25 protein-coding genes are annotated in these 24,863 nt (G+C 56.9%); 8 read left to right on the top strand and 17 right to left on the bottom strand.

Translation table 11 applies throughout. From position 1 onward, the window contains the following. Positions 1–4 precede the first annotated feature (4 nt). Positions 5–970, top strand: coding sequence for a c-type cytochrome domain-containing protein (locus tag VH413_02195; GenBank protein ID HEX3797485.1), 966 nt, complete (start codon positions 5–7; stop codon positions 968–970). A 50-nt stretch (positions 971–1,020) separates the two neighbouring features. On the opposite strand, the gene VH413_02190 is transcribed toward VH413_02195, so the two are convergent. The 4 genes from VH413_02190 to VH413_02175 all read right to left on the bottom strand — a co-directional run bounded on the left by VH413_02190 (position 1,021) and on the right by VH413_02175 (position 4,538). Continuing rightward, a complete protein-coding gene (locus VH413_02190; protein HEX3797484.1) occupies positions 1,021–1,362 on the bottom strand; it encodes a hypothetical protein in 342 nt (113 codons plus the stop codon). Between the two features lie 191 nt (positions 1,363–1,553). After that, complete coding sequence (gene thiD / locus VH413_02185) at positions 1,554–2,345, bottom strand: bifunctional hydroxymethylpyrimidine kinase/phosphomethylpyrimidine kinase (GenBank protein HEX3797483.1); 792 nt, start codon at positions 2,343–2,345, stop codon at positions 1,554–1,556. Positions 2,346–2,402: 57 nt separating this feature from the next. Next, complete coding sequence (gene lpxA, locus VH413_02180; GenBank protein ID HEX3797482.1) at positions 2,403–3,176, bottom strand: acyl-ACP--UDP-N-acetylglucosamine O-acyltransferase; 774 nt, start codon at positions 3,174–3,176, stop codon at positions 2,403–2,405. Between the two features lie 9 nt (positions 3,177–3,185). Next, on the bottom strand, positions 3,186–4,538 hold the full coding sequence (locus VH413_02175) for a bifunctional UDP-3-O-[3-hydroxymyristoyl] N-acetylglucosamine deacetylase/3-hydroxyacyl-ACP dehydratase (protein HEX3797481.1): 1,353 nt from the start codon (positions 4,536–4,538) through the stop codon (positions 3,186–3,188). A 518-nt stretch (positions 4,539–5,056) separates the two neighbouring features. On the opposite strand from VH413_02175, the gene VH413_02170 reads away from it, so the two are divergent. The 6 genes from VH413_02170 to rplI are packed head-to-tail and all read left to right on the top strand — an operon-like array spanning position 5,057 to position 8,872. After that, positions 5,057–6,001 (top strand): ribose-phosphate pyrophosphokinase, encoded by a 945-nt coding sequence (locus VH413_02170; protein HEX3797480.1) that lies wholly within the window; start codon positions 5,057–5,059, stop codon positions 5,999–6,001. 25 nt (positions 6,002–6,026) lie between these two features. After that, the gene (locus VH413_02165) at positions 6,027–6,773 is read left to right on the top strand and encodes a 50S ribosomal protein L25 (protein HEX3797479.1); all 747 of its coding nucleotides are present in this window, start codon (positions 6,027–6,029) and stop codon (positions 6,771–6,773) included. Between the two features lie 23 nt (positions 6,774–6,796). Beyond that, entirely contained in the window at positions 6,797–7,432 is a 636-nt protein-coding gene (gene pth / locus VH413_02160) for an aminoacyl-tRNA hydrolase (GenBank protein ID HEX3797478.1), read from the top strand. After that, positions 7,429–7,743 carry a 30S ribosomal protein S6 gene (gene rpsF / locus VH413_02155; GenBank protein ID HEX3797477.1) on the top strand — a complete coding sequence of 105 codons (315 nt, stop codon included), beginning with the start codon at positions 7,429–7,431 and terminating at the stop codon, positions 7,741–7,743. Before pth ends, rpsF begins: the two co-directional genes overlap by 4 nt. Before the next feature lie 6 nt (positions 7,744–7,749). Beyond that, positions 7,750–8,208 carry a single-stranded DNA-binding protein gene (gene ssb, locus VH413_02150; protein ID HEX3797476.1) on the top strand — a complete coding sequence of 153 codons (459 nt, stop codon included), beginning with the start codon at positions 7,750–7,752 and terminating at the stop codon, positions 8,206–8,208. A gap of 58 nt (positions 8,209–8,266) precedes the next feature. Next, positions 8,267–8,872 (top strand): 50S ribosomal protein L9, encoded by a 606-nt coding sequence (gene rplI, locus VH413_02145; GenBank protein ID HEX3797475.1) that lies wholly within the window; start codon positions 8,267–8,269, stop codon positions 8,870–8,872. Between the two features lie 94 nt (positions 8,873–8,966). Here rplI and VH413_02140 read toward each other — a convergent pair whose 3' ends face one another. The 7 genes from VH413_02140 to VH413_02110 all read right to left on the bottom strand — a co-directional run bounded on the left by VH413_02140 (position 8,967) and on the right by VH413_02110 (position 16,047). Continuing rightward, positions 8,967–9,986 carry a family 16 glycoside hydrolase gene (locus VH413_02140; protein ID HEX3797474.1) on the bottom strand — a complete coding sequence of 340 codons (1,020 nt, stop codon included), beginning with the start codon at positions 9,984–9,986 and terminating at the stop codon, positions 8,967–8,969. 164 nt (positions 9,987–10,150) lie between these two features. Next, complete coding sequence (locus VH413_02135) at positions 10,151–10,657, bottom strand: hypothetical protein (protein HEX3797473.1); 507 nt, start codon at positions 10,655–10,657, stop codon at positions 10,151–10,153. A 109-nt stretch (positions 10,658–10,766) separates the two neighbouring features. Then, positions 10,767–12,461 (bottom strand): VWA domain-containing protein, encoded by a 1,695-nt coding sequence (locus VH413_02130; GenBank protein HEX3797472.1) that lies wholly within the window; start codon positions 12,459–12,461, stop codon positions 10,767–10,769. Continuing rightward, entirely contained in the window at positions 12,458–13,474 is a 1,017-nt protein-coding gene (locus VH413_02125; GenBank protein HEX3797471.1) for a VWA domain-containing protein, read from the bottom strand. Before VH413_02125 ends, VH413_02130 begins: the two co-directional genes overlap by 4 nt. Further along, positions 13,471–14,046 carry a hypothetical protein gene (locus tag VH413_02120; GenBank protein HEX3797470.1) on the bottom strand — a complete coding sequence of 192 codons (576 nt, stop codon included), beginning with the start codon at positions 14,044–14,046 and terminating at the stop codon, positions 13,471–13,473. The genes VH413_02125 and VH413_02120 overlap by 4 nt, the downstream gene beginning before the upstream one ends. Beyond that, positions 14,043–15,002, bottom strand: coding sequence for a DUF58 domain-containing protein (locus VH413_02115; protein HEX3797469.1), 960 nt, complete (start codon positions 15,000–15,002; stop codon positions 14,043–14,045). The genes VH413_02120 and VH413_02115 overlap by 4 nt, the downstream gene beginning before the upstream one ends. A gap of 55 nt (positions 15,003–15,057) precedes the next feature. Next, positions 15,058–16,047 carry a MoxR family ATPase gene (locus VH413_02110; GenBank protein HEX3797468.1) on the bottom strand — a complete coding sequence of 330 codons (990 nt, stop codon included), beginning with the start codon at positions 16,045–16,047 and terminating at the stop codon, positions 15,058–15,060. Between the two features lie 120 nt (positions 16,048–16,167). Between VH413_02110 and VH413_02105 the strand changes: the two genes are divergently transcribed. Continuing rightward, on the top strand, positions 16,168–18,783 hold the full coding sequence (locus VH413_02105) for a CHASE domain-containing protein (protein ID HEX3797467.1): 2,616 nt from the start codon (positions 16,168–16,170) through the stop codon (positions 18,781–18,783). Between the two features lie 13 nt (positions 18,784–18,796). On the opposite strand, the gene VH413_02100 is transcribed toward VH413_02105, so the two are convergent. The 6 genes from VH413_02100 to VH413_02075 form a co-directional block, all read right to left on the bottom strand. Continuing rightward, on the bottom strand, positions 18,797–19,720 hold the full coding sequence (locus VH413_02100) for a bifunctional riboflavin kinase/FAD synthetase (GenBank protein ID HEX3797466.1): 924 nt from the start codon (positions 19,718–19,720) through the stop codon (positions 18,797–18,799). Positions 19,721–19,736: 16 nt separating this feature from the next. Further along, a complete protein-coding gene (gene truB / locus VH413_02095) occupies positions 19,737–20,444 on the bottom strand; it encodes a tRNA pseudouridine(55) synthase TruB (protein ID HEX3797465.1) in 708 nt (235 codons plus the stop codon). An 8-nt stretch (positions 20,445–20,452) separates the two neighbouring features. Then, positions 20,453–21,436 (bottom strand): bifunctional oligoribonuclease/PAP phosphatase NrnA, encoded by a 984-nt coding sequence (locus VH413_02090; GenBank protein HEX3797464.1) that lies wholly within the window; start codon positions 21,434–21,436, stop codon positions 20,453–20,455. Further along, positions 21,411–21,782: a 30S ribosome-binding factor RbfA gene (gene rbfA / locus VH413_02085; GenBank protein ID HEX3797463.1), complete on the bottom strand. Its 372-nt coding sequence runs from the start codon at positions 21,780–21,782 to the stop codon at positions 21,411–21,413. The genes VH413_02090 and rbfA overlap by 26 nt, the downstream gene beginning before the upstream one ends. Before the next feature lie 14 nt (positions 21,783–21,796). Further along, complete coding sequence (gene infB / locus VH413_02080) at positions 21,797–24,331, bottom strand: translation initiation factor IF-2 (protein ID HEX3797462.1); 2,535 nt, start codon at positions 24,329–24,331, stop codon at positions 21,797–21,799. A gap of 215 nt (positions 24,332–24,546) precedes the next feature. Next, positions 24,547–24,863, bottom strand: a 317-nt coding sequence (locus VH413_02075) for a helix-hairpin-helix domain-containing protein (GenBank protein HEX3797461.1), incomplete at its 5' end; no start/stop codon positions are given.

Below are 24,863 nucleotides of genomic sequence, written 5' to 3'. Positions count from 1 at the left end.
CGTGATGCGAAAATTAGTTTTAACAATGGCGTTGGCAGGATTGGCGGGCGCGGTGATTTCGGCGCGAGCAGCGGTTGATTTTGAAAAGGACATCGCGCCGATTTTCCAGGACGCGTGCCTCAAGTGCCACGGGCCGGACAAGCAAAAGGGCGAATTGCGGCTGGACTCGAAGGCGGCGGCGTTCAAGGGTGGCAAGGAGGGCGTGATACTCATTCCGGGATACGCGGACAAGAGCGATTTGTATCGGCGCATCACTTTGCCGGAAGGTGATGACGACGTGATGCCGAGCAAGGGCGATTTGCTGACGAAGAAACAAACCGACCTCATACGCGATTGGATCAATGAGGGCGCGAATTGGCCGGAGACGATCATCGCGAAGGCGGCCGAGGCGACGGCGGAAGTTTCTCCTTACGCGAGTTTGACGCCGGTGAAGGCATCGCCGGACGAAACGGCGGCGATGGCGAAAGTCGAGGCGATGGGAGTGATGGTGCGTCCGCTGGCGACGAACCTGACGTGGCGGGAAATAAGTTTTCGCGGACGCGGGACGAACGTGACGGATGCGAATCTTGTGGTTTTGAAAAGCATTCCGAGTTTGGTGGGGTTGAATCTTTCGGGGACGAAAGTGTCTGATGCGGGTTTGCAGAATATCGGCGGGCTCACGAATTTAGTGACACTGCATTTGGAGCAAACGCAGATTGGCGATGCGGGACTCGCGCATCTGAAGAGACTGTCGCATTTGGTTTATCTGAATCTGTATGCGACGAGCGTCACGGATGCAGGAATGGAATCGCTCAAGGGGCTGGCGAATCTGCGGCATATTTATTTGTGGCAGACAAAGGTGACTGACAAGGGCGCGCTGGAATTGCAAAAGGCGCTGCCGAAGCTGGACATTTCGCGCGGCTGGGAAAATGAACCGGCGGCTCAGGCAGCGCAGACAAAGGCCGTTGAAACCAAGGAAGCGAAAAAGTAAAACGGCTTTCGCGCGAACCCGAAAGCCGATGGGAAAAAACTTCGATTGATTTACCGCCAGTAGCCGCGCACCCAAACGTGGCGTCCACCGCGATACGCGTATCCGCCTATGATCCAGACTGCGCCCGGACGCGGCGGGTGTGCCCAGTGACCGGGTTCCCAGACCCATCGTCCCTCCCAGCTATACGCGCCCGCGACCCAGACGTATCCGGGAGCCGGTGTAATTGTGACGCTTTCGACGACCGGGGGCGGCGGCGCGGCAGGCACAACGACTTCGCCGGCGACCGGTGGGGGTGGAGGCGTGTAAACCACCCGGCGATATACGCAACCAGTGGCAAGCAAAGACGCGCTGGCGAGGAGCAATACCGGCTTTAACCAAGTTGACCTTTTCATAGTTGTTATTGTTTAGACGGACTTACTATTTTTATTTATTCATTTAATGGAGCGTCCGATTCGCATTGGGCGTTTTGTCCAGCACGGCGAACAATCCATCTGATTTCAAAGACGCCGCAGCGGTCAAAATGTTACGGTTGGGAGGGGTGGAAAAAAGCACCATTTTTGTAATGCCCATCGGTGTCGTTCCTTCAATGGAAGTGATTCAACACCGTATGTTCTCCGGCAGTTTGGCGGTGGAGAATGGCGTGGGTGATGTAACGCTTCGCGCGCATGACGGCTTGTGGCAACGATGCGCCGAGCGCGAGATGCGCCGTGATGGCGGCGGAATAAGTGCAGCCGGTTCCGTGCAAACGCAGTCCCGGAATAAACGGTGAGGTGAGCCGCAATTCTTTTTTGCCATCGAAAAGAATATCGGTGGCGCGGGTGGCGTTGGGGAGATGGCCGCCTTTGATGAGTGTGGCGCAGCCGAAGCGGCGATGAAGTTCGCGGGCGGCTTTGCGCATGTCATCGAGCGAACGGAGTGGCGCGCCGAGGAGCACGGAGGCTTCGTCAAGATTGGGGGTGATGAGCGAGGCGAGGGGAAAAAGTTTTTGCTGGAGAACTTTCATCGCGTCAGGCTTCAGCAAACGGCGACCGCTGGTGGAAATCATCACGGGGTCAATGACGAGAAGCGCATTGGGACGTTGCTTCAAGCAACTGGCGACGGCGCGGATGATTTCGGCGGAGAAAAGCATTCCGGTTTTGATCGCGGCGGGAGGAAGTTTGGCGAAGGCGGTTTCGATTTGCCGACGGATGATGAGCGGGCTGCACGGTTCGATGCGGGAAACGCGCGCGGGGTTTTGCGCGGTGAGGCAGGTGATGGCGCTCGTGCCGTGAACGCCGAGCGCGGCAAAAGTTTTGAGGTCGGCCTGCACGCCTGCGCCGCCGCCGCTGTCGGAACCGGCGATGGCCAGGGCGATGGGGATTTTTTGAGTGCGCATCTGTTGGGAGATGTTACCGGCGCGGCAGCGGCGTCCTAATGGATATGGTATGCGGGCTTATTTGCTGATGCCGCGTTCGCTGGTTTTGACGAATTGGAGGAGGTGGTCCAGTTCGGGGGATTTGGGCAAATCTTTTTCGATGCGCGCGACGGCGTTGGGGATGGTGAGGCCTTCGCGAAATAAAATTTTGTAGGCCTGGCGCATGGCGGTCTGGACTTCCTCGGCGATGCCGTGGCGTTCCATGCCGACTTTGTTGACGGTGCGGGTTTCGGCGGGGTTGCCGTCGGCGAGCATGAAGGGGGGAACGTCCTGCACGACTTTTGAGCAGCCGCCGATGATGGCCATTTTTCCGATGCGGCAAAATTGATGGACGGCGGCGAGCCCGCTGAGGATGACGTAATCCTCCACGGTGACATGGCCGGCGAGCGTGCCGACGTTTGACATGATGACGTGGTTGCCGATGGTGACATCGTGCGCGACATGGGAGTATGCCAAAAGATTATTGTGCGAACCGACACGGGTGACGTTGCCATCGCTGGTGGCGCTATGAATGGTGACGTATTCGCGGATGGTATTTTGATCGCCAATTTCGGTGCGGGTGATGCCGCCTTTCCATTTCAAGTCCTGCGTCTTTAGGCCGATGCTGGCGAAGGGATAAATCTCGTTTTTCGCGCCGAGGCGGGTGTGGCCATCAATGACGACGTGCGAATGCAGTTTGCAGCCTTCGCCAAGGGAAACATTTTCGCCGATGACACAGTAGGGGCCAATGAGGCAGCCTGCGCCGATTTGTGCGCGCGGATGAATGACCGCAGAGGGATGAATGGTTTCCATTGCGTCACTCTAGGCATCCATAAGGATGAAAGTCACGTCGGCCTCGCTGACGGGTTCTCCGTCCACGAGGCAAACGCCGCGGGCTTTGCCGATTTTTCCACGAGATTTATAAAGTTCCACTTCGATGACGATGGTATCGCCCGGGCGGACGGGTTTGCGCCATTTAACACTTTCGGCGGACATGAAATAGGCGAGTTTGCCGAAAGTTTCGGCGCGTTGAAGCGTGAGGATTCCGGCGACCTGCGCGATGGCTTCGAGTTGCAATACGCCGGGCATGATGGGGTGCTCGGGGAAGTGGCCCTGGAAAAAAGGCTCGTTCACGCTGACGTTTTTTATGGCGGTGATTTTGTTGCCAACGATTTTCGTGACCTTGTCCACCATCAGGAAAGGATAACGATGCGGCAGGATTTTCATCACCTGGGTGATGTCGAGCGACATGCCGTCCTCCAGTTTGATGGGAGTCGGCGCGGCAGCGGGTTCGGGCGCGGCCGGGGGGGAAAACATTTGCGCGCTGATGAGCGGCTTGCGCATTTGCGCGGTGATGAGGCGGGCGAGTTCGCAGTTCGCCGAGTGGCTGGGTTTGACGGCGATCAGGTGTCCGCACAATGGACGGCCGATCAGCGAAAGGTCGCCGAGGATGTCGAGCATCTTGTGGCGGACGAATTCGTTGGGATAACGCAGCGGTTCGGTGGTGAGCACGGCATCGTCGCGAACGACCACGGCATTCTCGAGGCTGCCGCCGCGGATGAGGCCGTTCTTGATGAGGTATTCGATCTCCTCGTAAAAGCAAAAAGTGCGCGCGTGCGCGAGGTCGCGTTCCCAGGTCTTCGGGGAAATCTCGACGCTGAACATTTGGGTGAAACGTCCGTGTTTGTCGGAACTGGTGCAGGTCAGTTTGAAAACGTCATTGGGAAACAACGCCATCTCGGTCTCGCCCATCTGCAATTCGATCGGCTCGGTGACGGTGTAGGCTTCGCGCCGCTCGGGTTGGGCGACGAGGCCGGCGCTGTCAATCATCTTGCAATATTCGCGAGCACTGCCGTCGGCGATAGGCGGTTCGTTGGCGTCGAGTTCGACGATGGCGTTATCAATGCCGAAACCGGCGAAGGTGGCGAGGACGTGTTCGACGGTGTGGATTTTGGTGTTGCCCTTGCCGATGGTGGTGGAGCGGTTGGTCTCGACAACATTTTCGACGCGCGCTTCGATCTCCGGTTTGCCTTCGAGGTCAACGCGGCGGAAGCGGATGCCCGCGCCGGGGGCAGCCGGTAGAAAGGTCATGTTAACGCGGTTGCCGCTGTGGAGACCGATGCCGGAAAAAGACACTGGGCGGCCGATAGTTTGCTGTTGTAACACGGGGAGCATTAAACAAACCGGGGCTGCGGTTGGCAAGCGGGGATATTGATGCGGGTAACGATTTGGGGTCGGGCTTTTTGACGCAGAGACGCAGAACGCAAAGGCGCAAAAGGGGGATGGGAAGAAATTTTTTTGGATGTGATTTTTTTGAGGATGCGGAGGAGATGGGATGGTTTTTGGGTTGTGTCTCTAGGGGAATTGGTTTGGTTTCACGAAAAGGTAATTTCGTCTTTTACCGGACTTGGTTTGAAGGGGATTTCAACCCAGCAAATAAATTGCTGGGCAGGTATCTGTCGTTCCTGGCGGGACTTCGGCGATGCGGCAGCACCGCCCTAGCGCGCTTTAAAACATTTTGTTGTTCCTGGAAATTTTGGCTAAAACTGCGGCTCGTCAGGAACGATGGCCGATGATTTTTACGATTGCGCTTGCGCGGGCGGGGTGGATCGTTAGAGTGTTCCAACCTTTTTCGAAAGTCACCGTCGCCGGTGGCTTTTTTTGTCGGCAGCTTGTAACAATTTAATTGCGATGTGAAAATTTTTAGCGGCACTTCGAATCTGCCACTGGCAAAATCCATTTGCGCCTCGATCAATCTCGAGCTGGGCAAGTGTGCGGTCACTTCGTTTCCCGACGGCGAGACGTTCGTGAAAATCGAGGAGAACGTGCGCGGGGAGGACGTGTTCGTCATCCAATCCACTTCGCCGCCGACGAACCATCATTTGATGGAGATGTTCATCATGATTGATGCGTTGCGGCGGGCGAGCGCCTCGCGCATCACGGCGGTGATGCCGTTCTACGGATACGCGCGTCAGGATCGCAAAGACCAGCCGCGCGTGCCGATCACGGCGAAATTGGTTGCGAACCTCATCGTTGCCGCCGGAGCGAATCGCATTCTTACGATGGATTTGCACGCGCAGCAGATACAGGGATTTTTCGATATTCCAGTGGACCATCTTTACGCCGCGCCGGTGATGTATGATTACCTCAGGAAAAAAGCGATCAAGGATTTGCTGGTCGTCAGCCCGGACGTGGGCGGCTTGAAAATGGCGCATGCCTACTCGCAGGTTTTGGAGACGGACCTCGCCATCGTGGCCAAGCGGCGGAAGAATGCGATGGAAATTGAATCCATGACGGTTATTGGCGAAATCCGTGGTAAAAACGTACTGATGGTGGATGATTTGACCGAAACGGCAGGCACTTTAACGACTGCCGCCGCGTTGCTTAAGAAGAAGGGCGCCAAGAAGATATACGCCTGTGTGTCCCACGCGATCTTGAATGAAGTGGGCATCAAAAGATTGCGAAAATCAAATATTGACGAATTAATCACAACTGATACTGTCCTACGCCCCGCTATTGACGGGATAAAGATTAATACCTTGTCAGTTGCGGGGTTGCTGGGCGAAGCCATCAGCCGAATTCATAGTAATTCGTCAGTCACTTCGCTGTTTGAATTTAAAGGCGGGCGCACGAGTTAGTGCGTTCGCCAAGCCGATTTAAAAAATGAAATCTGTATTATTGAATGCCTTTCCCCGCACGCAGGCGCGTCGCGGTGGCTCCAAAAAACTTCGCGATACCGGCCGCATCCCCGCCGTGATCTATGGCCGCCAGCAAAAGCCCCAAAACCTCGAAGTCACCTCGAAGGAATTGGACGATTTGATTCATCATTCCGCCTCGGAAAACCTGCTGGTTGACCTCGCGGTCAAGGACGATGCCCGGCCCAAGCGCCTCGCGCTGGTGCAGGAAGTCCAGCATCATGCCTTGAGCGGCAAGGTGCTGCATGTGGATTTTCATGAAGTCGCCGAGAACGAAAAAGTTTCGATCATGGTGCCGGTCGAAACCGTCGGCGAAGCTACAGGTGTGAAAAACGGCGGCGGCATTCTCGAACACGTTTTGTTCAAGATTCGCGCGCGCGCATTGCCGAAAGATTTGCCGGAAGTCATTCATGTGGATGTCAGCGCCCTCGAAATCGGCCAGGCGATTCACATCGGTGACATCAAGGCGCCGGAAGGCGTTGAGATCCTCGGCGACAAACACATCTCCGTCATCGCCGTCGCCGCGCCGGTGACCGAAGCCGCTGAGACCGCCGCTGCTGAAGCGGGTGCCACTGGCTCGGCTGAAGTCGAAATGATCAAGGAGAAGAAGGAAGACGGCGCTGCTCCGGCCGCGAAGGCTGGCGATAAAGCCGCTGCTCCCGCTGCCAAGGCAGCCGACAAGGGCGCGGAGAAAAAGGCCGAGAAGAAGAAGTAATTTTTTAGGCGGCCGAAGAGAATTTGGCCGCTTCACCCGACCCGGCCGTGGAGAATTTATATCTCATCGTAGGGTTGGGAAATCCCGGCGCCAAATACGCCCGGACGCGGCACAACATCGGTTTTTTACTGGTGGAACGGCTTGCGGAACGGTGGAAGGCGTCGTGGATGACCGAAAAAAAGTTTCAGTCGCAGGTCGCGCGGGTGGAACGAAACGGTCGCACGGTTTTGCTGGCGCAGCCGCAGACGTTTATGAACGCGAGCGGCGAAACGGTCGGTGCGATAGTGGGATTTTATCGGTTGCCGCTGGCGCGGTTGTTGGTCGCGGTGGACGATGCCGATTTGCCGTTTGGCGAAATTCGTTTGCGGGCGCGCGGCAGCAGCGGTGGCCATCACGGACTCGAATCCATCGAGCAACATGTGGCGAGCCCGGAGTTTGCGCGGCAGCGATTGGGCATTGGCCGGACGGCGGATGGCCGGCGGGAGATAACGGGTTATGTTTTGGCGCCATTCACGGCGGTGGAGATGGTGACGGTAGAACAGATTTTGACGGCGGCGTCGGCACAGGTTGAGGCCTGGCTGGACAGCGGGACCGAGAAAGCAATGAATCAATTTAACGGGGTGATAAAAGTCCCGGAAGAGAAAAGGAAAACAGAGTGAAACGATACGAAGGGTTGTTCATATTGAACACCGCAGGCAAAGAAGAAGCGATCAAGGACACGATTGACAAGCTGTCCGCGGATATCAACGCCGCCGGTGGGCGCGTCGAGACGGTGCAGAAAATGGACAAGCGCAGCTTTTCGCGCGTGGCCGACAAGAAGTTCAATTCGGGCTTCTACGTCAACGTCATTTTCTCGAGCCCGGCCGCTACGCTGCCGCAGTTGCAGAGCAAGTTCGCGCTGAACGACGACGTATTTCGCGTCATGTTCACCGAAGCGAACGCGCCCAAGGCTGAAGCCACTGCCGCCTAAGCGTTCATGCCCAGTTACAACAAAGTCATCCTGATTGGGAACCTGACGCGCGACCCCGAGTTGCGCTACACTCCCAAGGGGATTGCTATTGCCAAGATTGGGCTGGCCGTCAATCGCACGTGGCGCAGTGAGTCCGGCGAGTCGAAGGAAGAAGTCACGTTCATTGACGTGGATGCTTTCGGACGCCAGGCTGAGACGATCGCGCAGTACATGAAAAAAGGCCGCCCGTTGATGATCGAAGGCCGCCTCAAGCTCGACCAGTGGGACGACAAACAAACCGGCCAGAAACGCCAGCGAATGGGCGTGGTGCTGGAAGGTTTTCAATTCCTTGGCGGTGGTGATCGCGGTGAAGGCGGTGCGCCTGATTCGCCGCGCAGCAGCAGCCGTCCTGCGCCGCCGAGTTCGAAAGCCGAGAGTCCCGATTCCGACGGTCCGCCGCCGGAAGACGATGACGTTCCATTTTGATGATGATTTGCGGGCGCGAAGTGTTGCGCTCAACTTGAACCTTTAACGAAAAATTTGTATGCCAAAAACTGAAGTCATTCTTACCCATAATATCGTCGGCTTGGGCGCCGAGTCCGACCAGATCAAGGTTGCCGCCGGCTACGCCCGCAATTATTTGTTTCCGCAAGGTTTCGCGATCCCGCTGACCGGCGCGAACAAACGCCGCATCGAAGCGCTCAAGCAGCGCCGCGCCACACGCGAAGCGGAAGAACTCAACCACATGACCGAACTGTCGCGCAGCTTGTCCAAGCTCACGGCGGTCGTGGCTGTGAAGACCGGCGAAGATGGCAAGATGTTTGGTTCCGTCACTTCCGGCACCATCGCCGACCAGCTCAAGACGCAATTCGACGTCGCGCTGGACAAAAAGAAAATCCATCTCGAACATCCGATCCGCACGCTCGGCGAACACGAAGTGGAATTGCGCCTCTATCACGGCGTGACGACCACCTTGAAAGTGCGCGTGGAAAGTCTCAATCCGCTGCCCAAAGCCGAGGAAGCTCCGGCGCCGGAAAGAGAAGAGCGCACTGAAAAGCGCGGCAAGCGGGGCGAAACCGCCCAGGTTGCGGAACGTCCTGAAAAAGCCGAACGCAAGCCCCGCGCTGCGAAGGGCGACAAAGGCAAGTAAGCTGCTGATCTATTTCAAAAAACCCCCGGTCGAAGATTTCGGCCGGGGGTTTTGTTTTTTTGAATTGGAATCTCCGCGCGCTAAACGCGGACAATTATTTTTTGGTGGCCAAACTTCCGCTGCCTTCGCCGACTGACCATTTCACGCCGGTAACTTTGCCGCCGTCGCCGGTCACGAAATCCAGTTGCAGGTCCGTTGTCTTCGCGAAAAAGTGGGTCGGTGATTCCGCGAACATGACGAAGCGAATGCCTTGGAACATCGCCACGAGTTGATGGTTCTCGTGGGAAATTCTGAGGCTGCCATCGTAAGTTCCGCTGTAACTTTCCAGCGTCGCTTCCGGCAGCATGAATTCTTTCTTGCCCGGTTTGCCGAGTTCGCGCACCCAGATATTGCGGTAGCGGACGGGATTGCCGTGGTCCTGCAAAGCGATCGGCTGCTTCTCGGGATGCGCCACGTAAGGCGCGCGTTCGAGCCAAGAAGTCGGGCCGGTCAACTCGACGTTATTTTGGATGAGCACGCCATTGTGAATCACCGTCTCGCGCGCGGGCGAAAGCAATTTGCCAGCGGCATCGAATCGCGGCGCGGTGTAAATGATGTCGTACGTCTGCCATTTGCCGGGCGGCAAAGTGACGTTTGCGAGCGGAGGATACTGGCCGTAGATGGAGCCCGCCGAGCCGTCTGCGTAAGTCTTGCTCTCATAAGAATCGAGCACCTGTGTTTCATAACGGTCGAAGCCCATGAACACGCCGCTGTTGCCGCGGCCCTGGCCTTCTCCGTGTGGTGGGTTCGGCGTGCACCACTCGACGTGGAATTGGCAATCACCGAAACATTGCAGCGTGCGCACGTAACCACTGCCGCGCACGCATTCCATATAACCGTCGCGCACGATCCATTTGGTCGGGCTGCCGTCGTCGAGCTTCACCCATTGCGAAATATCCGCGCCGTCGAAAAGCACGACGGCATCCGATGGCGCTTTGCCCACTTTATCATCGGTCGAATTGATGGCGGGCGTGACCACCGGCGGCAAAGGCCGGTCGCGATCATGATCCACCCAGTTCGGATCGGGTGCGGCGTAGCAGGGCGCGAACGCCCCGGCGATCAGCGTTGAAGACAAAACAAAAGTTCCAAAAGAAAAGTTTCCGCATTTCATAGAGATAATGGCATCGGTTCGTGATGAGGTTCGACGAAACCTTAGCAACGAGAATTCAGTCGCACAAGCGAAGATCAATCGGGAATTGAAATCGCGATATTCGACAAGCCCTGCGCGGCTCACAATGCCTACCAATTTTTATAAGCCCGGCTCTGGCTCGTGTTTTTGTTCGGCGGCGCGACTTGGAACACGTGCTCGTCGTCCTTTTCCGCGTCCAATAACTGTTGCGCCTGCTTCGGAGTCATCTCCCCGGCAGCCATCATCTGGGCTTCTTTTTGCGCTTCCTCAGTGGCTTTGTCTTTTGCTTCCTGGGCTGCTTGCTCTTGTTGCGCTTGCTGCTGTTTTTGTTGCTCGTCTTTTTTATCTCCCGCTTGAGCCTGCTCGTCCTTTTCCTGCTGCTTCTGCTCCTCGGATTTTTCTTTAGCCTGGTCTTTTTTTTGCCCTTGCGAATTTTGCTTATCCTTGGCCGAATTCTGACCTTGCTGCGACTGGCCGTTTTTATCCTTGTCTTGCTGTGATTGATTTTGCTGTTTTTGCTGCTGATTCTTTTTCTGCTGTTGTTGCTCCTCTTTCCGTAATATCACCGCAATTTGCTGAAGCTTCGGGTCGTTCGGGAATTGCTGCAAACCCGTCACGATTTGCTGAATCGCCTTGGGCTTGTCGCCCTGGATATAGAGTTGCGCGCCACGATGAAAATAATCGTCCGCCGTTTCCGCGTGAGCCGCGAGTGGAATTAAAGCGAGGCTAATGGCCAGTATTTTCCTGAACATCCACAACCTCCTTTAGTCTTTTCATGTAATCCTGGTAATAGCTCGTGGTCGGGTCGCGCTGCAACTGGGATTCCATCGTCTCCAGGGCCTGGCGATAATTGCGACGCTGCATCTGTTCGTCCGCGATGGCCTTGGCCCGTTTTGCGGCGTCGCTCGGTTCGATATTTTTGCTGTCACTCTGCGATTGCTGTTGCTTCTTTAATTCTTCCAGTTGTTTCGTCACGAAATCCTGGTTGAACTTTGCGTCCGGATCCTGCGGGTTCAGTTTCAAAGCGCTCTCGTAACCCTTGATCGCATTCTCCCACGCTTCCTGCTTTTTCTGCGGGTCGGAGGCCTGCTGCCCCGCACGATACATCGTATTGGCCAGGTTGTAATAGGCGCGCTGTTGTAATTGCAAATCCTGAGTCGCTGCCAATGCCTCGTTGAATTCCTTCGCTGCCTCATCCAAATGCCGGCTTTGATATGCCGCTGCGCCCGCATTGAAATGCAATCGCGGATCGTCTTTATGTTTTTCCAACGCCTGGTTGTAATCCTTCAAAGCCTCGTCGTATTTGCCGTCATTGTATTCCCGCAATGCACTGCCCGGGCTTGCCGATGCGCCCATCGGCAACATTAGCAAGATGGCCAGGGGAACCACCGCCGCCGTTGCCACGGGTGGTTTTTTCGAGCGGCGGCGCGAACGGTCCGGCAAAAACATTTCCAGGATCAATAATGCCGCTGCCAATGCCAGCGGCCATTGATACCGTTCATGATAGTTTTGGAAGGTCTTCACCGAGCTTTCCGACTTGGGCAGGGGAGCGATGCCCTGATCGTAAATCGAATCCATCGTTTTCGTTCCGCGCAACGGAAGATAAAAACCCTTGGTGACACTCGCGAGCTTGCGCAACAAATCTTCATCGAGTTTTGACTTCACCGGATTGCCCGCTTCGTCGCGGATATAATCCAGTTGCCCTTGCTCGTTGCGGATGCGCAAAACCTCTCCCTCGGGCGTGCCGATGCCGACTGTGAAAATCACTACGCCTTCCTTCGCCGCATTCTCCGCCGCGCCCACGGCGTCACTGTCATGGTCTTCGCCGTCCGTCAGCAGCACCAAAACTTTATGCGCGTCGGATTCCTTCTTGAACGCCTTGCGCGCTTCATTAATCGCTTCGGCCACGGCGGTTCCGCCTTGCGAAATCGTGGTTGTGTCCAAGGCATTGACGCTTTGACTGAATGCGGCATCGTCCAGCGTTAATGGGCATTCCAGAAAAGCGTCGCCGGCAAATGCGACCAAACCCAGGCGATCCGTCTTCGCGCGTTTCATCAAATCCAATGCCGCGAGTTTGGCGCGCGCGAGGCGATTTGGCGAAACGTCTTCGGCGAGCATGCTGTTGGAAGTATCAACCGCGAGGATGATGTCGAGCCCGCGCAATCGTGCTTCCTCCCGCGTCACTCCCCATTGCGGACGCGCCAGCGCGAAGATGATCAACACGACTGCAGTGACGATCATGGCGAGCCGCGCCTTTTGCCGGCTCGGTGAGAAGCCCACTTTCAAATGTCCAAGCAATCGCGTGGAAATAAATTGCGTGATGAGTTGCTCGCGCTTGCGCCAGGCCCACCACAAAAATGCGATCAACGGCCCCACCAAAAGCACAATCAACCAAAGCATCTGCGGCGCGGCGATTCTCATGGCAGCTTCCTCCAGATCGTGTGCGTCAGGATCACTTCCAGCAGCAGCACAAACAGTCCCGGCAAAATCACCCACGGAAAAAATTCGTTGTATTGCGTATATTTTTTCACCTGGGCATCGGTCTTTTCCAAACGATCAATGTCCGCGTAAATCTTCCTCATCGTGTCCGAACTGTCGGCGCGATAATATTTTCCGCCGGTCATGCTGGCAATTTTCGAGAGCGTGACTTCGTCCACGTCCACGGGGATGCGCTGATATTCCTTGCGCCCAAAAACATCCACGCGGCCAGTCGCGATGCGCGCCTGCCCGCGCGTGCCCACGCCGACCGTATAGACTTTCACGCCGAGCGCCTGCGCCGCCTCAGCCGCCGTGAGTGGCGGGACTTTGCCGGAATTATTTTCGCCGTCGGTCATCAGGATCACGATTTTACTTTTCGATTTCAAATCGCGCAGGCGATTGAGGCAGGTCGAAAGCGCCGAACCGATCGCCGTGGCGTGATCATCAAAACCTTCCATGCCAATGTCGAGACGGTCAAGGTTCTCGGCAAAAAAATCGTGGTCCAGCGTCGGCGGCACGACCACGAAGGCGTGCGTCGCGAAAATCACCAGGCCTAGGCGGTCATTGGGACGTTTCCCGATGAAGCGTTTCAACACATCCTTGGCGATGGCGAAGCGTGTGGCTTGCTGACCGTTCAATTCAAAGCCGTCATCCTCGGCCATCATGCTGCCCGACATGTCGAGCGCCAGCACAATATCCACGCCGCTCGCGCTCACAGTGGTTTCGCTGTGCGTCAGGCGCGGTTGCGCCATGGCAATGATGAAGATCGCGAGGGCCAGCCAGCGCAGCTTGATCAGGATGGCGCCGGCGTTCGAGCGCGTGATGCCGATGATGCCTTTGACCAACTGCACCGACGAATAAAGAAATGCCGGTTGCCGCGAACGCCGGCCTTTCAGCCAGGCGAGCACCGGCAGCAGCAGCAGCCACAATAAAACGTATGGATGCGCGAAACTCATGCGGTCACGGTCGTGCTGGTGGAAGCGTCCCGGACGACGGGTTGCGGCTCGGTTTCATCCACGAGCCGAACGGCAGATTCGTGGAGCGCTTGCAATTCCGGCTGGCCCGGTTCATAGCGGGCGAACTTCACCATGTCGCAGACGGAAAGAAATTCGCCGAGGCTTTCCTTTTGATCGGGCATTAATAAATCGGTCGCCCGGAGTTCGTGAAGAAATTCCTCGGTGGTACGTTCGGGTGCGTGGAAATTAAAACGCTCCTCAAGATATTGCCGCACGGTGTCCGAAACCAAAATGCAGAACGGGCGCGGTTGCGAAAAGAGCGCGAGCGCTTCCTGAAGCTTTTGACGGGCGCGCTCATGTGGGGGAATGACGGGGACGATCACCGGTTCGTCCTGCTTTTTGCGCCAGCGCTGCCACAGGAAATAAGCCGCGACCGCGATGACCACCAGCGCGAGAATAATCCAAAACCAGAGCCAGCCATTGGGAATATCAATGGGTGGCTTGAGCGCGCGAATGTCATTCGCGGCGGATAAATTCGTGAGATTGGCGGGCGCGGCTGGGTTGGTATTCATCCGTGCAACCGCCTCTTTTCGCGAGTTTCAAAAAACCGGCCGAGCGCCATGCCGTACGGCTGATCCGTGCGCAACTGAATCGAATCAATCTTCGCGGCGCGAAATACTGTCAACAAATCCGCCTGCGCCTTGGCCTGACGTTGGGCGAAGGCCTCGCGTTTGCGTGCGTCGCCGGTATTGACTTCGACCACTTCACCGGTTTCGGCATCCTTGAGCACGAGGCGGCCGAGCGCGGGCAATTCGAGTTCAAAACGGTCAGTGATTTGGATCGCCACGACGTCGTGACGGCGATTCGCCTGCCGCAGAGCCGTGAACGATGCCAGCGCCAAAGACTGCGGCAGCACCAAACCGGTTTGCCGACGCGAGCCTTCATGCGGCTTGCTCTCGGTCGTGTTTTGGCCAAGAAAATCGGAGACGACAGCGGCGATGGCGCGATGCGGCGTAACGCGGGTGAGAAATTCCAGTGCGAGATTCAAATTCGTGCCGCGCCGTTTCGGCGAAAAAAATAGAATCTCGCGGATCACGCGCAGCACATGGCGTCGGCCTTTGCGCGGCGGAATAAATTTTTCGACTTCCTCGGTGAAAAGAATCAAGCCGACTTTGTCGTTGTTGCGGATCGCGGAGAAGGCGAGCACCGAGGCGATCTCCGCGGCGAGTTCGCGTTTCGATTGTTCGCCGGAACCGAACAAACCGGAGCCGCTCAAATCCACGACGAGCATCAGTGTGAGTTCTCGTTCCTCGACGAATTTTTTCACGAACGGATGATTCATGCGCGCGGTGACGTTCCAATCAATCGCGCGCACTTCATCGCCGGGCTGATATTCGCGCACCTCGTCGAAGTTCATGCCCTGACCCTTGAAGACACTGTGATACTGCCCCGCGAGGGTTTCACTCACGAGCCGGTTGGTGCGGATCTCGATCTGACGAATTTTTTTTAGGATTTCGCGAGGAATCATTAGCGTTTAATACCGCCGTGAATTTCGACGGGAAGTAAATGAATTCTAAAGAGGCTCACGGCACCGGCAATTCATCAAAAATCTTTTGAATTACCGTCTCGCTCGTTTTATTTTCAGCTTCGGCTTCGTAGGTGATGGCAACGCGGTGGCGGAGAACGTCCATGCCGATGCTTTTCACGTCCTGTGGCGTGACGTAGCCGCGGCCTTTGAGGAAGGCGTAGGCTTTGGAGGCGAGCGTGAGCGCGATTGTCGCACGCGGGGAAGCGCCGAGTTGGATGAAATCTTTCACCTGGATTTTGTAAGTCTCCGGTTCGCGCGTGGCGCAAACCAAATCCACGATGTAATCCTTCACCTTGTCATCAATGTAAATATCATTGATGACCTTGCGCGCTTCAAAAATCTGCTGGGCCGTCACCACGGGACTGGCGCTCGGCAAATTCGTGGTATGCGCCATCAATTCCAAAATCTGCCGCTCTTCCTCGCGCGACGGATAGCCGATTTTGAGTTTCAACATGAAGCGATCCACCTGTGCTTCGGGCAGGGGATAAGTGCCTTCCTGCTCAATCGGATTTTGCGTCGCGAGCACGAGGAATGGTTCTTCGAGCTTGAACGTCTGGTCGCCGATGGTGACTTGCTTTTCCTGCATGGCTTCGAGCAACGCGCTTTGCACCTTGGCGGGCGCGCGGTTGATTTCATCGGCCAGGACGAGGTTGGCAAAGATCGGGCCGCGGCGGACGGTGAAATTGCCCGATTGCGGATTGTAGATTTGCGTACCGATGACGTCGGCGGGGAGCATGTCGGGAGTGAACTGAAGGCGTGAAAATTTCACGCTGAGGCAGGAGGCGAGTGATTTGACGGAGAGCGTTTTGGCCAATCCGGGCACACCTTCGAGGAGGACGTGGCCATTGGCGAGCAAACCGATCGTCAACCGCTCCACCAGATAACTTTGGCCGATGACGACTTTTCCGATTTCGTTGAAGAGAGGCCGCACAAAGGCACTGGATTCCTGCACGGCGTTGTTGATTGCGCTAATACCTGTGTTCATTGTTTACAAAACCTTACTTTGGATGGACAAAAAAACCAGAAAATCCGTTCACGTATTTTTTCAAACAAATCTTTGTGGACAATAAATGATTTCTAGCACATAAACTGCTAGTTTACTGGTATGGAACGGGTTCTAACATCCCTCCGACAACACGTCCGGCGGATGCAGGTGGCGTATTTGGTCTTGGCGCTTTCGCTGATTCCGACGGCGGTGGTTTATTTTCGCGTGCGCGATAATGTCGAAACGCGCGAGCGCACCCGCTTTGAACGCATCGTTCGCGAACAGCGGGAGGCCATCGAACAGCGCATTCCGCATTACGTGGACCAGATGATGGGCGTGCGCGGGTTGTTCATGGCGAATACGGTCGTCAGTCCCGAGCAATGGCAGCAATACCTGGCGAGCGTGGAGATTCCCAGTCTATATCCAGGAATCGGGACGCTTGGTTACATCGAGCGCGTGGAGGCCAGCGACAAGGACGCGTATGTGGAAAGCAATCGGCTGGCGGGGCGGCCCATGCGCATCGTGCCGGACACGCCGCGTCCGACTTATTTTCCCGTCGCGTATATCAACCACTTCGATCACGAATTGCATGCGGGCGTTGGCCATGATCATTTCACCGATCCCGACCGCCAGCCGTTCATGGCGCTGGCCCGCGACACCGGCGAGCCCAAGGCGACCGCTAAAGTTTTTTTGAATCGCGAGAAGACCAATGACGGCCACGGCGGTTTCGTGATTTATCTTCCGGTCTATCGCCCGGGTGCGCCGGTGACGACTGTGGCTGAACGCCAAGCATCGCTTCAGGGATTTATTTTCGCCAATTTTGAGTCGGACAAATTCATAAACGGCATCTTTGGCAATCAGACCAACGGCATGGTCAGATGCGAAGTGTTTGACGGCACGGTAATTGATCGCGAGCATTTATTATATGGCGATGCGGATTTTGTTGAAGCCGCGCGGCACGGATCGGGTCAACTGTTGCAACGCGTCACCTTACCGGTGTTGAACCGCACGTGGACGCTTTATTTTATTTCGCAGCCCTTGTTCGCCACGGAATCCGAGCGCAGCTTGCCGACGATCTCACTGGTGTGCTGGCTTACGCTGAGTTTTTTATTGTTCGGCATCACTTGTGCCGAAGTCAACGCCCGCGCGCGCTCTGAGGCCATCACCGCGAAGTTGCGCAAGTCCGAGACGGCGCTGGCGGCCGAGAAGGAGCGCCTGGCGGTCACGCTGTATTCCATCGCGGATGGCGTCATCACCACGGATATGATGAGCCGGGTGCTTTCCATCAATAAAGTCGCGGAACAATTAACCGGGTGGTCGCAAGCCGAAGCCGTGGGCATGCCGCTCTCGGCGATGTTCAACGTCGTTCACGAACACACTCGCGAATCCGTCGCGAATCCGTTGGAGAACGCCTTGCGCGAAGGCGTGGCGCGCGGATTGGATCAGCCGGCGATTCTGATTTCTCGCGACGGCACCGAACGGCTCATCTCGGACAGCGCGGCGCCGATTCGCGATCGCGATGGGGGCATCGTCGGCGCGGTGGTGGTTTTTCGCGACGTGACGGCGAAACAAAAATCGGAGGCGGAGTTGCTCAAGGAAAGCAAGCTGGAATCGGTGGGCTTGCTGGCGGGCGGCATCGCGCACGACTTCAATAATATTCTCCAAGGCATCATCGGCAATTTGTCGCTTGCCCGGATGAGCGCGCACTCGACCGAAAAAATCCTCGAGCGGCTCGCCGCAATGGAGAAATCCGCGTTGCGCGCCAAGGACCTGACGCAACAACTGGTGATGTTCGCGCGCGGCGGCGCGCCGATTCGCACGCGCGTGCAAGTCACCAACAGCATTCGCGAGGCAACGCTTTTTGCGCTGCACGGCAGCAATGTGCATTGCGAGTTTTCGCTGCCCACCGATATTTGGCCGGTGGAAGTGGACGAAGGCCAATTTCGCCAGGTGATCAATAACATCGTGCTTAACGCCGTCCAAGCAATGCCGGAGGGCGGCAAGATCGAAGTGCGCGTGGACAATGTGGAATTCACGGATGGATTTTTGCCGCCATTGGCTGCGGGAAAATACGTGAAGATCATGATTCGCGATTTCGGCATGGGCATCAAACCGGAAGACGTGCCGCGCATTTTCGATCCATATTTCACGACGCGCAAACATGCGCGCGGGCTGGGACTGGCGAGCGCGTATTCGGTTATTCGCAAGCATGAGGGGCAAATCAACGTGGATACGCACGTTGGCCGTGGGAGCACGTTCCAGATTTATTTGCCGGCGTCCGTCAAAGCGATGGAGACGCCGGCTGCCGAAGTGGATCAGAAACGGTTTTTCGGCCAGGGGCGCGTGCTAGTGATGGATGACGAGCAGGACATCCTCAGTCTCGTGCGCGAGATGCTGGAGTTGATGGGTTACGAAGTCGAAGTGGCGAAGGATGGCGCGGAGGCGTTGCAGCGTTACATGGCATCCAAGCGCGGGGGGAATCCGTTCTCGGCGGTCATCATGGACCTGACGATTCCCGAGGGCATGGGTGGCAAGGAGGCGATTCGCCGCCTGCGCGAAATGGACCCGACGGTGAAGGCGATTGTATCGAGCGGTTATTCTTACGATCCGGTGATGGCGAGCTTCCGTGAATTTGGTTTCAGCGGCGTAATTCCCAAGCCGTATGTGATGGAGGATTTGGGCCGGGTGCTGGATGAAGTGATTCGCAATCCCGGGCCGACGGTTCCGCAGGCTTAACCTTGGCCTACAGTTAAAAGTGGCTGCGGGCTTTCTCGAGGTCGCTGGCGATTTGCGCTTTCAATTCGTCGAGGGAGGAAAATTTTTGTTCATTGCGCAGTTTTTCGCGGAAGGTGATTTCCATTTCCTGACCATAAAGATCGCCGTTGAAATCGAGGAGGTGCGCTTCCACGCGCAACAGTGGCGTCGGTTGATTCAACGTGGGACGGAGACCGATGTTGACCACGGCGCGATGCGTTTGTCCGCCTATTTTTGCGTGAACGGCGTAAACGCCATTGGGGGGAGCGAGGAGTCCGGTCACGTCGAGGTTCGCGGTCGGAAATCCAAGTTTGCGGCCAAGTTCATCACCGCGAACAATGATTCCGGCCATCGAGTAAGCGCGTCCGAGCATTTGGCTGGCGGCATCGAGACTGCCCGCACGAATCGTTTCGCGGATGCGCGTGCTGCTGACGATGCGGTTGTCCAGCGAAACCGCCGCCAAGCCATGCACGGCGAAATGCAGTTCCGCGCCGAGAGTCTTGAGCAACGCCACATTGCCGCCGCGTTTGTGGCCGAAAATAAAATTGCTGCCCACGCAGATGCTTTGGACCTGGCCGAGGTCGCGCGAAAGGCCGTGGATGAAAACATCGCCGGCTTGCTCGCTGAACGGCTTGTCGAAATGGATGAGCAGAAGCGCATCGGCGCCGAGCGATTCAATGACGCGCAGTTTTTGCGGAAGCGAATAAATGAGCGGGGGAACGCGTTGCGGCGCGACGACGCTGCCGGGATGACGGTCGAAGGTCACCACCAGCGCGAGGCCATCATATTGGCGCGCGTCGGAAATCGTTTGGCGAATGATCTGCTGATGGCCGAGGTGGACGCCGTCGAAAAAACCGATGGCGAGCGAAACCTTGCGCCCCATCGTTTGCAGTTCAGCGGCGGAGCGGATGATTTTCATATCCCCGGTTCCGAAATCAGATCAACTTCAAAAACGGAATGACGCGTTTTTCCAATCCGCTCAGCGGCAGGCCGAGCACTTCTTCAAATTCAATCGCGTTGGCGACGTCAAATTTGCCGGAGACTTCGCGGCGCAAGGTGGAGAGATGCGCACCGCAGCCAAGTTTCTGGCCAAGGTCATGCGCGAGGCTGCGGACATAAGTGCCCTTCGTGCACGCAACGCGAAAATGCCCGAATGGTTCGTGATATTCCGAAAATTTAAAATTGTAGATGTGGATGAAACGCGGCTCGCGCACAACCTCCACGCCTTTGCGGGCCAGTTTGTAGAGCGGCACACCTTCTTTTTTGATGGCGGAAACCATCGGCGGCATTTGCATTTGATCGCCGACAAAAGTGGTCGCGAGTTGGTTCAATTCCTCGACGGATGTGAGCGGTACTGGGAGCGACGCGACCAATTCGCCGGCGGCATCATAGCTGTCGGTGGTTTCGCCAAACTTGATTGTGCCAGCATAAACTTTGTCGGACGACATCAGCTTCTCGGAAAGTTTGGTGGCGCGGCCCAGAACGATGATGAGCAGGCCGGTGGCGTTGGGGTCCAGCGTGCCACAGTGCCCGACTTTTTTCAGGCGAAATTCGCGGCGGATGGCGTCCACGACATCGTGCGAGGTCGGGCCGGCGGGCTTATCAATCAACAATGCGCCGTCGAGGGCGTCAAATTCGTGCATAAATAAAATTATGCCGCGGCGTCGAGCGCCTTCTTCACCGCTGTGAGAACGCGCCGTTGCGTGGCGAGAGGCGGACCGGGAATGCGCGCACCGGCGGCGGCGCGATGTCCACCGCCGCCAAAGAGCGCGGCGATTTCGTTGACGTTCACTTTTTCGCTTTTGGAGCGAAGGCTGATGCGCGTCATGTCGGGTTCAAGTTCCTCGAAGACACAGGCGATGATCACCGGCTCGATGGCGCGGATGTGATCAATCAAACCTTCGGAGTCGTCCGTCTCCGCGCCGGTGCGGAGGAAATCGGCTTTCTTGAGCCAGAAATAAGCGATCTGATCGTCGTGTTGCAGACGGAAGGAATTGTAAACGTGCTGCAACAGGCGCGCGCGGGAGAGGGGATAAGACTGGTAAACTTCGTCGCAGATTTTGGCGAGATTTGCGCCGCGTTTGACGAGTTCGCCGGCGACATTGTAAGTGCTCGGGCGCGTGCTGGGATATTGGAAGGAGCCCGTATCCGTGGAGACAGCGGTGAAAAGGCAATCGGCAATCGCCGGGGTGATCGGCCAGTTCGCGACTTTCAGGAGGCGGTAAATAATTTCGCCGCTCGACGGTTCCTTGTCGGAAATCCAGTTGAGGTCCGCGTAGCGCGTGTTGCTGGCGTGATGATCAATATTGATGAAAAGCTTGCGCTTACCGAGATTGACACCCGCCGCGCCGAGCCGCTCGAAACTCGCGCAGTCAGTTGCGATGACGCAGTCGAAATCTTTTAGGCCGCTGGGTTTCTGGACAATTTTTTCGGGATCGAGAAACGCGAGCTTGGTCGGCACGCGGTCTTCGTTCCAGCAGGTGACTTTTTTTCCCTGGTCGCGCAAGGCAAGCGTCAGGCCGAGTTGCGAGCCGATGCAATCGCCGTCGGGACGCACGTGGCCGACTACACAAAAGGTTTTGTGCTGACTGATGCCTTCGAGAATGCGATCAATTATTTTCGGATGTGGTTTCATCGCTGGCGTGGTCCAATTCTTCAATGATCTTGAGCACTTTGTTTCCCTGTTCGACGGAATCGTCAATGATGAAACGCAGCGTCGGGGTGTATTTGAGGACGACGGCTTTGCCGACCAGTCCCTGAATGTGCTTGCGATGCGTGTTCAATGCCTCGAGCCCGCGTTTCTGCTGGTCGTTGTTGCCGAGGATGCCAAGAAAAACCGTGGCGCTGTGCAGGTCGCTGCTGCAAATCACGTCGTTGACCGTGATGAGGCCAGCTTCGCCCACGGGAATTTCGCGGCGGATGATTTCACCGATCTCGCGTTTGAGCAATTCGCGTACGCGTTGAAGTCGGAGCGACGGCATGGTTGCTGGTTGGATTAGAGTTTTTGGGTGATGCGCTCGACGGCATAGCACTCAATCACATCGCCCACCTGGAAATCTCCAAACCCCTCGATGCGAATGCCGCATTCCATACCGGCGCGGACTTCGTTGACCTCGTCCTGGAACCGGCGCAGCGTCTGGGTGACGCCTTCGTAAATCAAGCCCTTGCGGCGCATGACGCGCACCTTGCCGCGCACGATGCGTCCCGCCGTGACCATGCAACCCGCCACCGGGCCGCCCTTGGACAAGTCGAAAATCTTCCGCACTTCGGCCGAGCCGAGCACGACGTCCTTGAGAATCGGATCGAGCAATCCCGCGAGCGAGACTTTCACTTCGTCAATCAATTCGTAAATGATCGCATACAGTTTGATCTGCACGCCTTCGCGCTTGGCGGAATCGGAAACGCCGTTGTCAATGCGCGTGTGGAAACCGAGGATGACCGCGCTCGACGCCGAGGCGAGTGAGACGTCGGACTCCGTAATGGTGCCGACCGCACTGTGAATGACTTCGAGCGCGACTTTATCAGATTCGATTTTGTTCAGCGCTTCGACGATGGCCTCGACAGAACCCTGGGTATCCGCCTTGACAACGACTTTCAACACCTTACCGGCATTGGAAGTCATTGTGGCAAAAAGGTTTTCGAGCGTAACTTTGGCACGGGCTTCCTGGCCGAGCGCACGAGCTTCCATTGCGCGCTTTTCCGCGAGATCGCGCGCTTCTTTTTCGTTTTCGACGACGCTAAATTCGAGACCGGCTTCGGGCACGCCATTAAGGCCGAGCAATTTCACCGCGACAGAAGGGCCGGCTTCTTTTTCGCGCTTGTTCTCTTCATTGATGAGCGCGCGGACCTTGCCGTAATACTGGCCGCAGATGACGATATCGCCAGTGCGCAAGGTGCCTTTGCGCACGAGCACTGTGGCGGTCGGGCCGCCGGGTTCGAGGCCGGATTCGATCACGTTGCCCTTGGCGCGGCGGTCGGGGTTGGCCTTCAACTCCATGATTTCCGCCTGGAGCAAAATGGTTTCGAGCAATTTCGGAACGCCCTGCTTGGTGAGCGCGGAAACATCCACGAACAAAGTCTTGCCACCCCATTCTTCGCAGACGAGGCCTTTTTCCTGCAACTGCTGGCGCACGCGCATCGGGTTCGCGTTCGGATGATCGCTCTTGTTGACGGCGACGATGATTTCCGCCTTTGCCGCTTGCGCGTGGCTCAAGGCTTCCAAAGTTTGCGGCATGACGCCGTCATTCGCCGCGACTACGAGTACAACGATGTCCGTGACATTCGCGCCGCGCGCGCGCATGGAACTGAACGCAGCATGGCCGGGCGTGTCGAGGAAGGTGATCTGTTGCAGTTCGTTCTTCCGCTCGGGGTGGGGGAAGGCGATGGTGTAAGCGCCGATGTGCTGGGTGATGCCGCCGGCTTCGCCCGAAACGACATTCGTTTTGCGAATGACGTCGAGCAAGGTGGTTTTGCCGTGGTCAACGTGGCCCATGATCGTGACGACCGGGGCGCGCGGCTTGAGCGTCTCAGGTTTGTCTTCGACGTCGAGTTCGACTTTCTTGATGGGCGCGTGGACGATGCCACTGCCGCGCTCGCGCTTTTCCACTTCGAAACGGAAGCCGTGTTTGGCGCAAACCTTTTTGGCGATCTCTTCCTCAATCGCCTGGTTCACGTTCGCGAACACGCCCAACTCCATCAGATCGGCAATGAGTTGAAACGGCTTGCGCTTGAGTTGTTCCGCCAGTTCGCGGACGACAATCGGCGGTTTGAGGCTGATGATCTCGCCGGTTTCCGGGCCGGTAAATTTTGGAGCCGCAGGAGTGGCGGGTTTGGCTGGGCCGCCGCGCCAATCGCCAGGCCGTGTGCCGGGCGCCGCCGGACGGCCTTGCGTGGGCGGAACACCGCCGCGGAAATTACGATTGTCACCGGGACGTCCACCGCGTGAAAAGTCAGGGCGTCCACCGCCAGGTCCAGGAGCAACGGGGCGTGGTGGCAATTTTACCGAGCCGACCTTATCGCCCGTGCGAGGCGCGGGCTTCGAGGGCAACTGAACAAATCCAACTTTATCGCCGACTTGCGGACCAGCGGGAACCGGTGGAGGAGTCGGCGGCGGCGGCGTGACCGGCGCGGGCGCAATGGGTGCTGGAGCCGCAGAAATAATCGGTGCGGGCGCCTCGACCACGGCAGCAGCGGGGACTTCGCCATTTTCCGTCGGCACTTCATGAACCGGCGCGGGCGGAACTTCGGCAACGACCACAGGAATTTCGGGAACAACCGGCTCAGGTGGCGCGGGTGGAGGTTCGGGCGGGGCGGTGACGAGAATTATCTTATCAGGCTCGGCGGGAGGCACCGGAGCGGGGCGGGCGGCGACATTGCCGGCCAATTCATTTTCGAGATATTCAGCGGTGATTTTGTCCAGCGAACTGGACGGCACTTTCGCGGCAGAAATGCCCAACTCCTTGGCCTTGGCAAGAACGTCTTTGTTCTCGAGGCCGAGTTTTTTCGAAATGTCGTAAATACGAACGGGCATAATCTATTTGATCTCTTTCTACGGGCCAATTTTGCAACCAAGCCTTCATCGGCTTAACAGCGTAACATAACCACTGGTATAAGCACTATTCATTTTCCACGCCTTCAAATCCACCGGGCGCATCTGCCCCCGGAGCGCGGCTGTGTCGGTCCTCCGACCAGCCGCAGCATATTAAGTTGCCAAAAATTTCTCGAATTCATGACAACCTTCGAAAATCAAACCACCGGCGCCGCCGGCGGCACTTCTCCCTCGCTCAGCTTCACCGCCCGCCGTGCCGCTTCCGCGCGCACCGCTTCCAGTATCGCCGCCGCCTGTTCCCCAATCTCGGGAATCTCCGCCAAATCGCTCACATCTGCCTGCGCTAAATCTTCCAGACGTGTCAAGCCGTGATGCACCAGCACATCCGCCTGTTGCTGCGTGATGCCCGGAATCGCCGCCAACGTCTTCACCGCCGCGGCCACCTTCTGCTCAAAGCCCATCGTGACTACCACTTCCGGCTCAATATCCACCTGCCAGCCAGTCAGTTTCGACG

It is taken from the genome of Verrucomicrobiia bacterium, from assembly GCA_036268055.1.
Taxonomy (GTDB): Bacteria; Verrucomicrobiota; Verrucomicrobiia; order Limisphaerales; family Pedosphaeraceae; genus DATAUW01.
This window is presented reverse-complemented; position numbering and strand designations above follow the sequence as displayed.

Coding starts and splice junctions, on each gene's coding strand:
- VH413_02195 (HEX3797485.1), top strand. CDS start 5: ATGCGAAAATTAGTTTTAACAATGGCGTTGGCAGGATTGGCGGGCGCG.
- VH413_02190 (HEX3797484.1), bottom strand. CDS start 1,362: ATGAAAAGGTCAACTTGGTTAAAGCCGGTATTGCTCCTCGCCAGCGCG.
- thiD (HEX3797483.1), bottom strand. CDS start 2,345: ATGCGCACTCAAAAAATCCCCATCGCCCTGGCCATCGCCGGTTCCGAC.
- lpxA (HEX3797482.1), bottom strand. CDS start 3,176: ATGGAAACCATTCATCCCTCTGCGGTCATTCATCCGCGCGCACAAATC.
- VH413_02175 (HEX3797481.1), bottom strand. CDS start 4,538: ATGCTCCCCGTGTTACAACAGCAAACTATCGGCCGCCCAGTGTCTTTT.
- VH413_02165 (HEX3797479.1), top strand. CDS start 6,027: ATGAAATCTGTATTATTGAATGCCTTTCCCCGCACGCAGGCGCGTCGC.
- ssb (HEX3797476.1), top strand. CDS start 7,750: ATGCCCAGTTACAACAAAGTCATCCTGATTGGGAACCTGACGCGCGAC.
- rplI (HEX3797475.1), top strand. CDS start 8,267: ATGCCAAAAACTGAAGTCATTCTTACCCATAATATCGTCGGCTTGGGC.
- VH413_02130 (HEX3797472.1), bottom strand. CDS start 12,461: ATGAGAATCGCCGCGCCGCAGATGCTTTGGTTGATTGTGCTTTTGGTG.
- VH413_02125 (HEX3797471.1), bottom strand. CDS start 13,474: ATGAGTTTCGCGCATCCATACGTTTTATTGTGGCTGCTGCTGCTGCCG.
- VH413_02120 (HEX3797470.1), bottom strand. CDS start 14,046: ATGAATACCAACCCAGCCGCGCCCGCCAATCTCACGAATTTATCCGCC.
- VH413_02115 (HEX3797469.1), bottom strand. CDS start 15,002: ATGATTCCTCGCGAAATCCTAAAAAAAATTCGTCAGATCGAGATCCGC.
- VH413_02110 (HEX3797468.1), bottom strand. CDS start 16,047: ATGAACACAGGTATTAGCGCAATCAACAACGCCGTGCAGGAATCCAGT.
- VH413_02105 (HEX3797467.1), top strand. CDS start 16,168: ATGGAACGGGTTCTAACATCCCTCCGACAACACGTCCGGCGGATGCAG.
- VH413_02100 (HEX3797466.1), bottom strand. CDS start 19,720: ATGAAAATCATCCGCTCCGCCGCTGAACTGCAAACGATGGGGCGCAAG.
- truB (HEX3797465.1), bottom strand. CDS start 20,444: ATGCACGAATTTGACGCCCTCGACGGCGCATTGTTGATTGATAAGCCC.
- VH413_02090 (HEX3797464.1), bottom strand. CDS start 21,436: ATGAAACCACATCCGAAAATAATTGATCGCATTCTCGAAGGCATCAGT.
- rbfA (HEX3797463.1), bottom strand. CDS start 21,782: ATGCCGTCGCTCCGACTTCAACGCGTACGCGAATTGCTCAAACGCGAG.
- infB (HEX3797462.1), bottom strand. CDS start 24,331: ATGCCCGTTCGTATTTACGACATTTCGAAAAAACTCGGCCTCGAGAAC.